The sequence below is a fragment of the Saccharospirillaceae bacterium genome, assembly GCA_022448365.1.
Taxonomy (GTDB): Bacteria; Pseudomonadota; Gammaproteobacteria; order Pseudomonadales; family Oceanobacteraceae; genus Bacterioplanoides.
This window is the reverse complement of record JAKVCS010000001.1, coordinates 15,531-29,662: the sequence shown is the minus strand read 5'-3', so window position 1 is coordinate 29,662 and position 14,132 is coordinate 15,531. Positions and strand designations below refer to the sequence as shown.

At 47.3% G+C, this 14,132-nt stretch carries 13 protein-coding genes; 10 read left to right on the top strand and 3 right to left on the bottom strand.

What is annotated here, in order from left to right:
* Positions 1 to 238 precede the first annotated feature (238 nt).
* From coxB to cyoE, 8 genes are all read left to right on the top strand, one after another.
* Positions 239 to 1,384 carry a cytochrome c oxidase subunit II gene (gene coxB / locus MK185_00150; protein ID MCH2039034.1) on the top strand — a complete coding sequence of 382 codons (1,146 nt, stop codon included), beginning with the start codon at positions 239 to 241 and terminating at the stop codon, positions 1,382 to 1,384.
* Positions 1,362 to 2,960 carry a cytochrome c oxidase subunit I gene (gene ctaD / locus MK185_00145; protein MCH2039033.1) on the top strand — a complete coding sequence of 533 codons (1,599 nt, stop codon included), beginning with the start codon at positions 1,362 to 1,364 and terminating at the stop codon, positions 2,958 to 2,960. Before coxB ends, ctaD begins: the two co-directional genes overlap by 23 nt.
* 2 nt (positions 2,961 to 2,962) lie before the next feature.
* The gene (locus MK185_00140) at positions 2,963 to 3,535 is read left to right on the top strand and encodes a cytochrome c oxidase assembly protein (GenBank protein ID MCH2039032.1); all 573 of its coding nucleotides are present in this window, start codon (positions 2,963 to 2,965) and stop codon (positions 3,533 to 3,535) included.
* Positions 3,516 to 4,394, top strand: a complete 879-nt coding sequence (locus MK185_00135; GenBank protein ID MCH2039031.1) for a cytochrome c oxidase subunit 3 — start codon at positions 3,516 to 3,518, stop codon at positions 4,392 to 4,394. The genes MK185_00140 and MK185_00135 overlap by 20 nt, the downstream gene beginning before the upstream one ends.
* Before the next feature lie 182 nt (positions 4,395 to 4,576).
* Entirely contained in the window at positions 4,577 to 5,338 is a 762-nt protein-coding gene (locus tag MK185_00130; protein ID MCH2039030.1) for an SURF1 family protein, read from the top strand.
* A 32-nt stretch (positions 5,339 to 5,370) separates the two neighbouring features.
* Positions 5,371 to 5,982, top strand: coding sequence for a hypothetical protein (locus MK185_00125; protein ID MCH2039029.1), 612 nt, complete (start codon positions 5,371 to 5,373; stop codon positions 5,980 to 5,982).
* 13 nt (positions 5,983 to 5,995) lie between these two features.
* A complete protein-coding gene (locus tag MK185_00120; protein ID MCH2039028.1) occupies positions 5,996 to 7,060 on the top strand; it encodes a COX15/CtaA family protein in 1,065 nt (354 codons plus the stop codon).
* A complete protein-coding gene (cyoE, locus tag MK185_00115; GenBank protein MCH2039027.1) occupies positions 7,050 to 7,973 on the top strand; it encodes a heme o synthase in 924 nt (307 codons plus the stop codon). The genes MK185_00120 and cyoE overlap by 11 nt, the downstream gene beginning before the upstream one ends.
* Here cyoE and MK185_00110 read toward each other — a convergent pair.
* Both MK185_00110 and MK185_00105 read right to left on the bottom strand, forming a co-directional pair.
* On the bottom strand, positions 7,940 to 9,337 hold the full coding sequence (locus MK185_00110; GenBank protein MCH2039026.1) for a diguanylate cyclase: 1,398 nt from the start codon (positions 9,335 to 9,337) through the stop codon (positions 7,940 to 7,942). The genes cyoE and MK185_00110 overlap by 34 nt on opposite strands.
* Positions 9,324 to 10,133 (bottom strand): c-type cytochrome, encoded by an 810-nt coding sequence (locus MK185_00105; protein MCH2039025.1) that lies wholly within the window; start codon positions 10,131 to 10,133, stop codon positions 9,324 to 9,326. Before MK185_00105 ends, MK185_00110 begins: the two co-directional genes overlap by 14 nt.
* 394 nt (positions 10,134 to 10,527) lie before the next feature.
* Between MK185_00105 and yegD the strand changes: the two genes are divergently transcribed.
* A complete protein-coding gene (gene yegD / locus MK185_00100; GenBank protein ID MCH2039024.1) occupies positions 10,528 to 11,898 on the top strand; it encodes a molecular chaperone in 1,371 nt (456 codons plus the stop codon).
* 15 nt (positions 11,899 to 11,913) lie between these two features.
* On the opposite strand, the gene MK185_00095 is transcribed toward yegD, so the two are convergent.
* A complete protein-coding gene (locus MK185_00095; GenBank protein ID MCH2039023.1) occupies positions 11,914 to 12,792 on the bottom strand; it encodes a LysR family transcriptional regulator in 879 nt (292 codons plus the stop codon).
* A 170-nt stretch (positions 12,793 to 12,962) separates the two neighbouring features.
* Here MK185_00095 and MK185_00090 point away from each other — a divergent pair, with 170 nt between their 5' ends.
* Positions 12,963 to 14,072 carry an S-(hydroxymethyl)glutathione dehydrogenase/class III alcohol dehydrogenase gene (locus MK185_00090; protein ID MCH2039022.1) on the top strand — a complete coding sequence of 370 codons (1,110 nt, stop codon included), beginning with the start codon at positions 12,963 to 12,965 and terminating at the stop codon, positions 14,070 to 14,072.
* Positions 14,073 to 14,132: the final 60 nt, after the last annotated feature.

The following is a 14,132-nucleotide window of genomic DNA, read 5'->3' as shown; positions in this document are numbered from 1 at the left end:
AAGTTCTTAAGGCTGATATTTCCATTTCTTATGGAAACTACTTTCAGGTTATTGATTTCTATAATTTTTTACTGGGGATCTGAAAAATCATGAAGCTCATTAAATAATTTGGAATTATAAAAGAATAGTTGGGTATTACTATGTGCTCTTAAAATAATAAAAATCTCAGGATAGATCAGGTTGAGTCGGGATACGCTTCTGTCTTTACTGTACATAAGCAGATCATCAAGGAGTCTGTATGGCGGTGAGCAGAGAATCTACATGGAACCTACCGATAGGCGTCACAGAAATCAGCCGGGAAGTCTTTTCCTTACACATGATTATTTTCTGGATTTGCGTCGCAATCGCGGTGGTGGTATTCGGCGTTATGTTCTGGTCGCTTATTCGCTATCGTCAATCCAAGGGTTCTAAAGCGTCACACTTTCACGAAAATACCTGGGTAGAGCTGCTCTGGACGGCTGTACCTTTGCTGATTTTGGTCGCAATGGCTATCCCCGCTACCGCAACTCTGAAAAAAATGTATGACCCAAGCGCTGCCGATCTTGACGTACTTATTACCGGATATCAGTGGCGCTGGCGATACGAATATATGGAGCAGGATGTCAGTTATTTTTCCAATTTATCTACCCCACCTGAACAAATTGAAAATCTGCAAAACAAAGGAACCCATTATTTACTGGAGGTGGATGAACCTCTGGTTGTGCCGGTTGGTAAAAAAATCCGATTTCTACTGACGTCGGCCGACGTAATTCATGCCTGGTGGGTGCCGGAGTTAGCGGTAAAAAAAGATGCGGTGCCCGGATTCATCAACGAAAGCTGGGCTTTGATTGAAGAACCCGGTATTTATCGCGGCCAGTGCGCCGAGCTTTGCGGCCGTAACCACGGTTTTATGCCGATAGAGGTAAAAGCTGTGGAGCTAGACGAATACAACCGCTGGTTAGCTGATAAAAAAGCTGAACAGCAAGCGGAAGCCAGTGGTGCAAATAAAGAATGGACGTTGGAGGAATTGATGACCCAGGGCGCGACAGTTTACAGCACCTATTGCTCATCCTGTCATCAGCCAAATGGTGCCGGTATACCACCAGTATTTCCGGCACTTGCAGGCAGTGCCCTAATGAAACAAGAATCCGGAAGGCAAGAGCACATCGATAGTGTGTTGTTTGGTCGTGCCGGAACTGCGATGTCTGCATTCGGCCAGGTGCTGTCAGTCTCCGATCTGGCAGCCGTTATCACCTATGAGCGCAACGCCTGGGGTAACGACAGCGGAGATGTCGTTCAGCCTGGAGAGATTTCGCAACGTTTAATGCAGGAGCAGTCAGGCTCTGCTCAAACCATTACTGCTCAATCTGAGGAGGTTGCTGATGCAAACGGATCTTCACTCTGATTCTCATGCGCAGACCTCAGGTCTGATGCGCTGGCTGGTAACTACCAATCATAAAGAGATCGGCACACTGTATCTGATATTCTCCTGCACCATGCTATTTGTTGGTGGATTGATGGCGTTGGTGGTCCGTGCTGAATTATTCCAACCAGGTCTTCAATTTGTACAGCCTGAATTTTTTAATCAGATGACTACAATGCACGGATTGATTATGGTTTTTGGTGCGGTTATGCCTGCATTTGTTGGTCTTGCCAACTGGATGGTGCCGTTGCAGATTGGTGCTCCTGATATGGCACTACCACGCCTGAATAATTTCAGTTTTTGGTTATTGCCTGTCGCGTTTGGGATGCTACTAAGTACCTTGTTAATGGAGGGTGGAGGGCCGAATTTTGGCTGGACTTTTTATGCTCCACTTTCAACAACGTATGCACCACCATCAACTAATTTCTTTATTCTTTCTATTCACTTAGCCGGTATTAGCTCCATTCTTGGGGCCATCAATATTATTGCAACCATTATTAATATGCGAACCCCGGGTATGCGCTTAATGGATATGTCTCTCTTTGTATGGACTTGGCTGATCACGGCGTTCTTATTGATTGCGGTCATGCCCGTACTTGCCGGTGTGGTGACGATGATGTTAATGGACATTAACTTTGGAACCAGCTTTTTTAATGCTGCTGGCGGTGGTGACCCGGTTTTATTTCAGCATTTATTTTGGTTCTTTGGTCATCCGGAAGTTTATATTATGATTTTGCCGGCCTTCGGTATTGTCTCCTTGATTATTCCGGCATTTTCACGCAAACGGTTATTTGGTTACCGTTCAATGGTCTATGCAACCGCCTCCATCGCCATAATGTCCTTCGTAGTTTGGGCTCATCATATGTTTACCGTTGGAATGCCATTGCCAGCACAATTGTTTTTTATGTACACCACGATGCTGATCGCAGTGCCAACCGGCGTAAAGGTATTTAACTGGGTTGCCACATTGTTTCAGGGGTCGATCAGTTTTGAAATACCGATGTTGTTTGCCTTGGCATTTATAGTGCAATTTACTATCGGCGGCTTATCAGGCGTGATGTTGGCAATTGTTCCGGCTGATTTTCAGTATCATGATACCTACTTTGTGGTGGCTCACTTTCATTATGTCCTGGTTCCCGGAGCTATTTTTGCAATAATCGCGGGTATTTATTACTGGCTACCGAAATGGACTGGCTTTTATCCCAGTGAAACTCTTGGACGGTGGCACTTCTGGTTATCGGTTATTGGCGTCAACCTGACGTTTTTCCCTATGCATTTTTCTGGACTGGCCGGCATGCCACGACGTATTCCCGATTACGCCCTGCAGTTTGCTGACTTTAATATGATTTCATCTGTAGGTGGTTTTTTATTCGGTTTATCACAGCTGTTGTTAATTGTGGTTGTGGTGCGTTGTATTCGTGGCGGCCGGCCAGCTCCCGACAAGCCCTGGGATGGAGCCGAAGGCCTGGAGTGGTCCGTTCCTAGTCCTGCTCCGGCGCACACATTCAGTACGCCGCCAGAATTTATACCAGAACGCGACTCACCGAGTCGGAGCTAGATATGTCTCAACCTATGTTAACCGACAGTGCGAGGCAAGCAGCCATCAGGGCGACGGTTCAGCGATCCATCTGGGCTATTGTTGCAATGGTGTTATTTACTTTGGCTTTGATCCCGCTTTACCGGGTTTTTTGTGATCTGACCGGGCTTAATGGCCGGTCTTCCGGTCTCAGTCAGGCGGCTGATCGTGAATTGATCCATTCACAATCAGGTCATGGGGTTGAATATGATATCCAATTTGTCACGCAGATCGGTGCCGGCTTGGCACTTGATTTTAAAGCACTCGAAAGTAGCCAGGTCATACGTCCTGGCGGTAAACAGCAGGTCATGTTTCGTTTTCGTAATATCAGTGATCAGGCTGTGGTTGTAAAAGCTGTGCCAAGCGTTAGCCCGGCAGCAGCGAGCCGACATTTACTGAAAATAGAGTGCTTTTGTTTTCAAGAGCTCGACTTTGCTCCGTTCGAACAAAAAGATATTCCTCTGATTTATTTTCTGTCTGCTGCGGTTCCGGACGATATCCGTCGCCTGACTCTGGCCTACAACCTGTACAAGGTTGATGGTAGTGAAGGAGGTTAGCATGAGTAGTACTTATTATGTTCCAGCCAGCAGCCGCTGGCCCATTATTGCAGTATTGGTGTTAGCCGTATTGGCTATTGGTGCCGGGTCCAGTTTGTCATTCGGCTGGGGGGGAGGGCTCGCAATCGTCGGTTTTATTGGCGTATTGCTGGTGATGTACTTCTGGTTTGCAGATGTAGTGAGAGAGTCGAACAGTGGTTTATACGACCAGCAAATGGACCGTTCATTCAGACAGGGTATGGGATGGTTTATCTTTTCCGAAATGATGTTCTTTGGTGCCTTTTTCGGCGCATTATTTTACATTCGAACGTTCGCATTGCCTTGGCTTGACGGCGAGGGAGCTAAAGGAATCAGCGCTTTATTATGGCCGGATTTTACCTTTAGCTGGCCACTTTTGAATCCCCCTGGGGCAGATATTAAAGGCCCTGATGCGGTGATCGACCCATGGCATTTACCTTTTATCAATACGCTTTTGTTATTGTCTTCAAGTGTCACGTTGACAGCAGCCCATCATGCCTTAAGAGCTGGTAACCGCAGATCACTAAAACTCTGGTTGGTAGCGACTTTGCTATTAGGGTTCGTTTTCCTGGTGGTTCAAGGGATCGAATATGTTGAAGCTTACCGTCATCTTGGCCTAACACTGCAAGCGGGCGTTTACGGTGGCACCTTCTTTTTACTGACGGGATTTCATGGCTTGCACGTTACTATTGGCGCTGCCATCTTATTTGTTGTCTGGTTCAGGGTGGTTCGTGGGCATTTTACAGCTGATAATCACTTCGCATTTGAGGCCGCTGCCTGGTACTGGCATTTCGTTGACGTTGTTTGGGTGGGGTTATTCATTTTTGTTTATGTGATTTGAGGGAGATAAAACCAGGCTGTCAGCTGCAATACCAGTAGCAGCGCAAGTATTACCCGCGTCTTGAGTGATTGCAGCAATTGAATAGGCCGGTTTTTTATCAGAAAACCAGCGCCTGCGAGAAGGCTGACTAACATCAGAATAAATGTAATCACAATGAATAGTTTCAGCACCGGAGTTTCCTTATGAAAATGGGGACCTTTAACAATAAAGCAGAACGCAGATTGAACTGCCAGTTGAAATTGCGACGAGGTTCTTCTTTGCGGATATTTCTCTGGTGGTGCTTCTGGCTCAGTTTGATTGTCGCTGGTTTGCTGTTAAGTCAGTGGCAGTGGCAGCGTGCACAGGTAAAGCGTGCAATTTTGCAGCAACAGAGTCAGACAGATACTTTCTATAATCCACAAACCTTACCAGAATCCCTCAGTCAGTTAACGCTTACCGGATATTTTATTGATGGACAAAGCCGATGGCTGGATAACCGGATTTATCAGGGCCAGGTAGGCGTCGCTCTGATAACACCATTTATGGATATTCATGGACGTTTGTGGCTCGTCGACCGCGGGTTCGTTAATACACAAGGAGAGCGTGGGACACTTGAGGCTTATCAGCCGGTTGCCAGTAAACCTCTGATAGTCGTTGCTGGTATTTGGCAACGGCTTGACCATCGCAATCAAGATTTATTACTCGGAAATAATCAGGAAGGGATGCGTATTCAAACACTCGACTTAGATGTTTGGCCGAACAGCTCGCAGTACTTTCCTGGCGTATTACATCTTACCAGTAGCAGTGTCGAACAGCTCAGTGTTTCTGGGCAGCACTTCATTCCATGGTGGCGTTCTAATCAGGTTTCGCCGGAGCGACATCTGGGTTACAGCCTGCAATGGTTTTTGTTGGCTGTGGTTGCTGGCTTATTTGCCATTCTTGGTCGGCGACAGTATTTGAATTGAAGGCGTACCGGATATCACTGCGGAGAAATGTAATGAGACCAGCCGCTGATAAAATGAAGTTAACATTATTATTAGTGATACTTATGGCTCCGGTGCCAATTGCCTGGAGCATGTGGTATTGGCAGTGGGGAATTCCGCAGCAGCAGGTTGCAAATGGTCATATCCTCCCTGAGATCAATAATATTCAGGATTGGCCAACCCTTGATCCTATACTGCAGCAAACAACGCACAGCTGGTACCTCATATTTCGCTGCCAGTCTCTGGTGCCGGATTGTCAGCTGCGAGATGAAATGTGGCGTTTGCACCGTGCTCTTGGTAGGGACGCGGCCCGCGTTCAACGCTGGTATTTATTGTCAGAAGATACCGAAGATCCTATTTCCGGACATTTTCTCGGAGAGCAGGTTGCACAGCTGTATTCCGCTGTGAGTGCTGAAGATATGGGGGATTACATGATCTGGCTGGCTGACCCTCGCGGTAATGTTGTCGTAAGTTATGGCGGCAAAATCCAGATCGACGATGTATTTGATGACTTACGTTATTTGCTACGAAGAAATCCTGCACCACCACAATGGCAGGCGAGTGAAGAAGGTGTGCAGAGTCGATCACCAGTAGCAAATAAAGTAGCCTCAAAAATATTAAAATAACCGGAGTGAACACATGACAAACAACACATTGTGGTTTCATCGGTCGGCGTTCGGTGCTGCGATTATGGCGGTGATTGTAATAATTCTTGGCGTGGCAACACGACTTATGGATGCTGGATTAGGATGCCCTGATTGGCCGGGTTGTTATGGTAAATTCATTGTTCCCAATGTACAGGAAGCAGCCTTATTTTCACCTCAGCCATTGGAGCCAATTAAAGCCTGGATTGAAATGATACACCGGTATGTGGCTGGTTTTCTTGGCATCATTGCAACCGCATTGGTTGTGATGGCCTATCGTTATCGAACTGCAACCCCGGCACTCATGATTCCATCTTTAGTGACATTCATCGCGGTTGGTGTTCAGGGGCTTTTCGGAATGTTAACCGTGACTCTGAAACTCTGGCCGGTAGTCGTTACGTTGCATTTATTGGGTGGAATTCTCTGCCTGACGCTGTTTTGCTGGTTGGCACTTATTAGTAGCAAAAAGCGAAAAGAAATACGCGTGGCAGGCAAAAAATCTCCGTTAAATTTGCTCTATATTTTTGCCTGTGTTGCGTTAGTTGGACAAATCGCTCTGGGTGGTTGGACCTCCAGTAATTATGCCGGTGTGGGCTGTATCGGTTTTCCTCAATGTAACGGTGAATGGTGGCCTGACGCAGATTTTTCACAGGGTTTCCATTTAAGCCAAGAAATAGGACCGGATTATCTGTACGGTCAGCTTGAAGCATCGGCACGTACTGGCATTCATTTGGTACATCGCTCCGGAGCGATTGTACTTGGGCTGAGTCTGTTGCTGCTATGGCGCCAGCAACGGTGCAGTCCTGCGGCAACAAAGAAGTTCACCAGCATTGCTTTGACTTTGTACATTTTTCAGCTCGTGGTCGCTGTTGCTTTAGTCCATTTTTCACTGCCGTTGTCGGTGGCCTTACTGCATACGAGTGTTGCTGTCGCACTCTGGGTTTGTCTGTTTGTTGCGGGCTATCAAGGCATGGTGAGAGGGACTGTCAGGTCGGACGGTGTGCTCAATGGCTCCATAAAACAAAAGATTCAGCAAAAAGGGGTAGGTTATGGGGTTTAAGACACAGAGTTTAGCGATATCCGAACCAGTCCGTTTTTCTGACTACTGGACGCTGGGTAAGCCGCGGGTTGTGCTGGTAATGCTGGTTTGTGCCCTGGCTGGTATGTTGATGGCCAAACCGGCGATACCTTCGATATTTCCGGTATTTTACGGGCTGCTCGGCATTGGCCTGATGTCTATGGGGGCTGCGGCATTTAATCATGTTCTTGATCGACGGTTTGACCGCTTAATGGCGCGTACACGACAGCGACCTTTAGTACGCGATAGATTACAGAGCTGGCAAGCACTGCTTTACGCCTGGCTTCTGACGTTACTGGGATTTGCTGTGTTGACATTTGAAGTGAATATCTTAACGGCACTATTAACATCTGCAGCATTGGTTGGCTATGCCGTTATTTATACCGCATTTCTGAAACATGCGACGCCTCAGAATATTACTATTGGTGGTCTTGCCGGGGCTGCACCACCTCTGTTGGGGTGGACTGCAGTAACGGGTTCGGTATCCGCAGATGCAATTTTACTGGTGTTGATTATATTTGCCTGGACTCCCGCTCACTTCTGGGCTCTGGCTATTTATCGCTGCGAAGAATATCGTCAGGCTGGTGTTCCTATGTTACCGGTGACCCATGGAATTCAATTTACGCAACTGCAGGTATGGCTCTATAGTTGGTTAACGGTCGCAGCGAGTCTGATGCCTTATGTGACCGGTATGGCAGATGAGGTGTATTTATTCGGAATTTTAGCCATTAACAGTCGCTGGCTATGGCTGAATTTTCGGGTATATAAATTTCAACAGGCGAAATTAATGTCGGCTTCTAAAGTATCCTTTTGGTTTTCCATCCGCTACCTGTTGTACTGTTTTTTGCTCTTGTTATTGGATCATTTTTTGTCGGTGTATGCCATGTCCGGGTGATATAAGTTGTAAGTGTTTTTTCCATGCTCCTTAGAGTAATACATAGCTTTGTCTGCGGCGTGCATGATGTCCACAACACTAGTGCCATCATCAGGGAAGAAGGCGACGCCCAAACTGCCCGACAGTGAGTGGTTGTGATATCTATCGGATATTGGCTGACTCAATAATTTCAATATGTTCTTACAAATATCAGCAACCTGCTGTTCCGCGGTGTCCGCATCCATATCCGATAGCAGAATAACGAATTCATCTCCACCGAGTCTGGCAAGGGTTATCTCAATGTCTGGGATTGTACTGCGCCGTTCACCGATTGTGTCGCAATAGTCTGACAAACGGTTTGCCAGACGTCGTAATACTTTGTCGCCAATGCTGTGGCCAAATCGGTCATTAATTGCTTTAAATCCATCCAGATCAATAAAAATCAGTGCGCCAAAAGAGTCTTTTCCCTGTTGAATACTGCGTTCCAGCTGTTCGATAAAATAGCGACGATTATTTAATCCAGTCAGCTGATCTTTTTCACTCAAGTATTTGTGGCGCTTCAGGTGTTGATTAAGTTGATAGCGATTGATCAAAAATATCAGCACCAGAATAATCAATGCGCCAGAATAAAAAACCAGAAAGTACTTAAAGCGCTCGGCGGCAATAATATTCTGATCATGATCCTGAGTAAGCTGATCGTTTAACTTGGCGAAAAAATCGCCGATTGGGTTGCTGATTATTTTTTGCAGAATTTCACTTTCATACTGTCTTAGTTGTATTAATTGTTTACTGTGTAGTACGAAGCTATCCAACAGAGGAACGTCTTTTTTCTGTGAAAGGTGTTCAATATCGAGTAATAACGTGTTCAGCTTCTGATAGTCGTCTGGATCGGAGTAGCTGTGACTACTGATTAATAACAGTGATAATTGACTTATTTGGCGTTTTTGCAGCAGGGTTAGGTCACTTTGCAATAACAGGTTGTATTGTACGCCTGGCAGGTAACGCAGAGAGTTAGTTAATTTCGCGTGCAGCGATTTGAACCGTTCAACCGCAATAAGACGCTGTTGATGATGATGTTTTAGTTGCTCAAGCAGCGCTTTTGCTTTGAACTGGGTTTTATCGAGGCTGGATGATAAGTCATTCAAGCCCATACTGGCTTTTTGTTGGCCGCTTGCCAGGGCATCAAAGTTCTGTTCAAAGCCGCTGCGAACGCTCAATACCCGCTCTGATAAAATGGCATGATGTTGTCGCAATGTAGTTAACGCCATCGACTTTTCTTTGTCGAGCATGATCGCGCTGCTGCCGTTGTACTGGTATAGCCAAAGTAGTGGGAATGATAGAAACACGGCTGCGATTACAATAAGCGGGACATTACTCCGATTCATATTGTATTCCGGTCAGACTACCCAGAAAAGCTGCAATATCGCTGATGTCTTCGGGTTTGGCTTCAATCGCCAATTGATGGCGGAACATCACCTGAATCGCTTGTTCCAGCGTTTTTGCCGATGCATCGTGAAAATAAGGAGCGGTTAGCGCAACATTACGCAGAGTGGGCACCCGGAAGTAGTATTTGTCTCCAGGGTGGTTGGTAAAATTGAAATAACCCAGGTCGCGTTTGCGCCAGTGGTAGTCATTGGTAAAACAGTCCTGCGAGTGATCGAATTTCTGTCTTAAGTTGCCCCCCAATGCTGTTCCCTGATGGCAGCTGATGCAGCCAAAGTTTTTAAACTTACGAAATCCTTGTTGCTCCTGGGAGCTCAGCTGATTGCTGTCACCGTGTAGAAATGCATCAAACCGAGAAGGTACCGCGAGCGATTTTTCATAGGTCACAATTGCATCGGTTATGGTGGTTTTGGTGATGTCAGAGTAGCCTGCTCGCCGGAAAAGAGCGGGGTAGTCTGAATGGAGTTTTAAACGTCTGATGAGTTCCGGCCACGGTAAGTTCATCACATTGGGGTTTTCGACCACGACATCCAACTGAGCTTCAAGTGAAGGCAGCTGGCCTGCCCAGTTCTGATATTGCAATAACGTGCTGTAGGCCAAGCCGGGGGTGTTCACCGGAATAACACCGCCTTGAGTGTTTGGTGAGAAATCGCGATCATCGGCAAAACCGTGATCTGGTCTGTGGCAACCACTACAGCTTTGTTGTTTGTTCTGGGACAGCAACTTGTCGTAAAACAATTTTTTGCCTAATTCCACGACGGCTGGAGGATGATTTGCTTTGATCAGCGGGGGGATAGCTTGCTGCTGGTTATTCAGTTGAAGTATTTTTGGACCGAAGGAGCGATTTTGTGTGGATTCAGCAGCTGATATGAGGGGAAAAAACATCGCAATCAAAAGACTGACTAACTGAAACACTTTGACCATTGAAAAATACACCCCTGACACGGCTTCAGAGTAACAAGCCAGGATTTGCATTCAAGTTAACGAAACGTTTTTTACCAGATTTAACATTTTATGATGAGTACATCGCTGCGCTCCAGATCTGCAAGGAAGATAACTGAGATTGGTAAATCATCCATGCTGTGGTACTGTCCGCGCCCTTTTTATACTGAGCGTTTGTGGCGGTGAATGAATGATCTCCGGGTTTGATTATGGCACTTCTAATTGTGCATTAGGTGTAATGGCCGATGATCAGAAGACCGTTTCTCTGCTACCTCTTGAGCAGGGGAAGGCGTTTGTGCCGTCAGCGTTGTATGCCTTGTCGCGAGAATTGATTTGTGAATTTGTCGGTCACAATATTCAAGATTCGACGGAGCAACGGAGCTTCATTGATTTGCGTCGGGCTAATCTCGCTCAGGCTCGTCGGGTGCGATCTGAGGAGGGGTTTGAGGCAGAGGAACAAAGCCTGTTTTTTGGCCGCGATGCCTTTCAGCAGTACTTCGATTGGCCCGAAGATGGGTATTTCGTTAAGTCACCAAAATCCTTCCTGGGTGCCAGCGGCTTACAACCTCAACAGCTGGGATTTTTTGAAGATATCGTTACTGCCATGATGCAGAACGTAAAGCGTCAGGCACAAATGGCACTGGGAGAAGAAATTACTCATACCGTGATTGGTCGCCCAGTGAACTTTCAGGGCCTGAATGCTGAACAAAGCAACCAGCAGGCACTGGCTATTCTGGCAGTGGCGGCAAGACGCGCCGGCTTTAATCAGGTTGAGTTTTTATACGAGCCAATAGCTGCGGGCCTGCATTATGAACAGGGCTTACAGCAGAATCAAACGGTGCTGGTGGTGGACGTAGGTGGTGGTACCACGGATTGTGCTTTGGTGCGCATGGGACCCGATTATCGTGGTAACAGTGACCGCCGTAACGATTTTCTTGGCCATAGCGGTGAGCGGGTTGGTGGTAACGATCTGGATATCCAACTGGCGTCGAAGCAGCTGTTGCCGTTGTTTGGTTCAGAGTCGCTGATGAAAACCGGCAAACCCGTACCGAAACAAACATTCTTTAACGCGGTTGCCACGAATGATGTCAGTGCCCAGGCTGATTTTAACAGTCTGGAAACCGGATTATATCTCGATCAGCTGGTACGTGATAACGCTGAGCCTGATCTGATTCGCCGTTTTGTGCGTCTGCGCCAGGAGCGTCAGAATCATCATCTTGTGCGCAGTGCTGAACAGGGAAAAATTGAACTGTCTGCTGCGGAGCGTATTGAGCTGGATCTGGATTATGCTGAAGCGGATTTAACCTGTGTTATTGATCGAACGGCTTATGCCGAGGCAGTTGAACGTCCCGTTGCAAAAATGGTGGCGCTGATGGACGAAGCTTTAGCCCAGGGCCAGTGCCTACCAGACTGTATCTATGTTACCGGAGGCACCGGACAATCACCGGTCGTTCGTCAGGCAATTGAGCGCAGGCTGGGTGATATCCCGGTGGTCGATGGCGATCACTTTGGCAGTGTGGCCGCCGGTTTAACCGTTTGGGCACAGCGTATTTTCGCCTGAAGATGTTTCACACAGTTAGGCAAGGTGCTCTTCAAAGTAGTCGAGCAATAGTGCCACTTTAGGGGGTGTCCAGCGGCTGTCTGGGTACAAACCCCAGATGCCCTCAGCCTGTGGGCGGTAACCTCGCAATACTTCCACCAGCGAACCGTCAGCCAGTCCCTGGCTTACGTATTCTGCCGGTAATTGAACAATGCCACCGTATTTTTGTGCTGCGTCGATAAGGGAAACGCCGCTGTTACACCGCAGACTGCCGGCGACTTTGACTTCTTTTTCGCCAGTTTGATCATTAAAACGCCAGTGTTCCAAGGATCCCAGTAAACAGTTGTGGTGTTTCAGTTCGGATAAACTGTGGGGTTGGCCAAACTGCTCAATGTACTGTCGGGAAGCACAGGTATATACCTGGCGGCTGGCGAGTTTACGTGCCCTTAAACGGCTGTCCTGCAAACGTCCCAGGCGGATGGCCAAATCGAATCCGGCATCAACAATATCGAGTCGGGCGTTGGTGAGTTCGACTTCAAAACTCAGTTGCGGATATTGCTGCTGGAAGTCATTAATCAGGGGCATCAACAGACGTTCACCAAAGGTAATGGGAGCGGTTAAGCGGATCTTGCCTTTGGGAACGGTTTGCAACTCTTGCAGGCTGTTTTCTGCACTCTCAAGACCATCCAGCAGCTGGCGGCAACTCTGATAATAACGCTTGCCTTGCTCAGTAATCGTCACTTTTCGGGTAGTGCGGTGCAACAGTTGTATGCCAATACGTTGCTCCAGGCTACTTACCTGACGGCTCACCTGCGCGGTAGAAATCGCCAGTCGCTTTGAGGCCGCGGTAAAGCTGCCAGTTTCAACCACACAGACGAACTCTGCGATGCCTTCCCAACGAGGTATATAAGACATGATAGGCCCTGATACGGTTACTGTTTATTATTACTCAGATGTAATAGTGATTTTAGATTATAGCTATTATCACAGTGTAATAGCTAATGTAGGATGGAATCATCGTCTGGGGAAACTCCGGCTTTATTAAAATCAGATCCTGAAAGGACAACCTTATGAGCGCCAAACCTATTACCTGCCGTGCAGCGGTCGCCTGGGCTGCCGGTGAACCGTTAAAAATGGAACAAGTTGAAGTAGCTCCGCCCAAGCCGGGTGAAGTGCGCGTAAAAATTATCGCTTCCGGTGTTTGTCACACCGATGCGTTTACTCTGTCTGGGGATGATCCGGAAGGCATTTTTCCGGCCATTCTTGGCCATGAAGGCGGAGGTATTGTTGAGTCCATCGGCGAAGGGGTCACCAGTGTTGCTGTTGGTGATCACGTTATTCCGCTATACACCCCGGAATGTGGTGAGTGTAAGTTTTGTGAATCTGGTAAAACCAACCTCTGTCAGAAAATCCGTGAAACCCAGGGCAGAGGCCTGATGCCGGATGGCACCAGCCGCTTCTCCATTAACGGAGAGCCGATTTATCACTACATGGGTTGCTCAACCTTTTCCGAATACACCGTGCTACCAGAAATTTCTCTGGCAAAAGTGAACAAAACAGCGCCGCTGGAAGAGGTGTGTTTGCTGGGTTGTGGTGTTACTACAGGAATGGGTGCAGTGATCAATACCGCCAAAGTACAGGAAGGTGATACCGTTGCCATCTTTGGTATGGGGGGGATTGGTTTAAGTGCGGTCATTGGCGCAGCCATGGCCAAAGCCAGCCGTATTATTGCCATTGATATTAACGAAAGTAAGTTTGAACTGGCGAAACAGTTGGGTGCGACTGACTGCATTAACCCGAAGAACTTCGACAAACCTATTCAGGAAGTGATTGTTGAATTGACGGATGGTGGTGTTGATTATTCGTTCGAGTGCATCGGTAATGTTGATGTAATGCGCAGTGCATTGGAATGCTGTCATAAAGGGTGGGGCGAATCGGTCATTATCGGTGTTGCCGGTGCAGGTCAGGAAATCTCTACCCGTCCGTTCCAACTGGTCACCGGTCGCGTATGGCGGGGCACGGCTTTTGGCGGTGTTAAAGGTCGTAGTGAATTACCGGATTATGTAGAGCGCTACCTGGCAGGTGAATTCAAGTTAAGCGACTTTATTACCCATACCATGGCTCTTGATGGTATTAATGATGCTTTCGATCTGATGCATGAAGGTAAAAGCATTCGTACGGTTATCCATTTTTAACCGAATGTAGAAAACTAACTGCGTTGCTTATGCTTGGTTAAAGTCGGACTCAAATCCCCA

Excerpts from the sequence above, each read along its gene's own strand:
- MK185_00110 (MCH2039026.1), bottom strand. The coding sequence starts at position 9,337 with ATGAATCGGAGTAATGTCCCGCTTATTGTAATCGCAGCCGTGTTTCTA.
- MK185_00140 (MCH2039032.1), top strand. The coding sequence starts at position 2,963 with ATGTCTCAACCTATGTTAACCGACAGTGCGAGGCAAGCAGCCATCAGG.
- ctaD (MCH2039033.1), top strand. The coding sequence starts at position 1,362 with ATGCAAACGGATCTTCACTCTGATTCTCATGCGCAGACCTCAGGTCTG.
- MK185_00130 (MCH2039030.1), top strand. The coding sequence starts at position 4,577 with ATGAAAATGGGGACCTTTAACAATAAAGCAGAACGCAGATTGAACTGC.
- MK185_00135 (MCH2039031.1), top strand. The coding sequence starts at position 3,516 with ATGGTAGTGAAGGAGGTTAGCATGAGTAGTACTTATTATGTTCCAGCC.
- MK185_00125 (MCH2039029.1), top strand. The coding sequence starts at position 5,371 with ATGAGACCAGCCGCTGATAAAATGAAGTTAACATTATTATTAGTGATA.
- MK185_00120 (MCH2039028.1), top strand. The coding sequence starts at position 5,996 with ATGACAAACAACACATTGTGGTTTCATCGGTCGGCGTTCGGTGCTGCG.
- MK185_00095 (MCH2039023.1), bottom strand. The coding sequence starts at position 12,792 with ATGTCTTATATACCTCGTTGGGAAGGCATCGCAGAGTTCGTCTGTGTG.
- coxB (MCH2039034.1), top strand. The coding sequence starts at position 239 with ATGGCGGTGAGCAGAGAATCTACATGGAACCTACCGATAGGCGTCACA.
- cyoE (MCH2039027.1), top strand. The coding sequence starts at position 7,050 with ATGGGGTTTAAGACACAGAGTTTAGCGATATCCGAACCAGTCCGTTTT.
- yegD (MCH2039024.1), top strand. The coding sequence starts at position 10,528 with ATGATCTCCGGGTTTGATTATGGCACTTCTAATTGTGCATTAGGTGTA.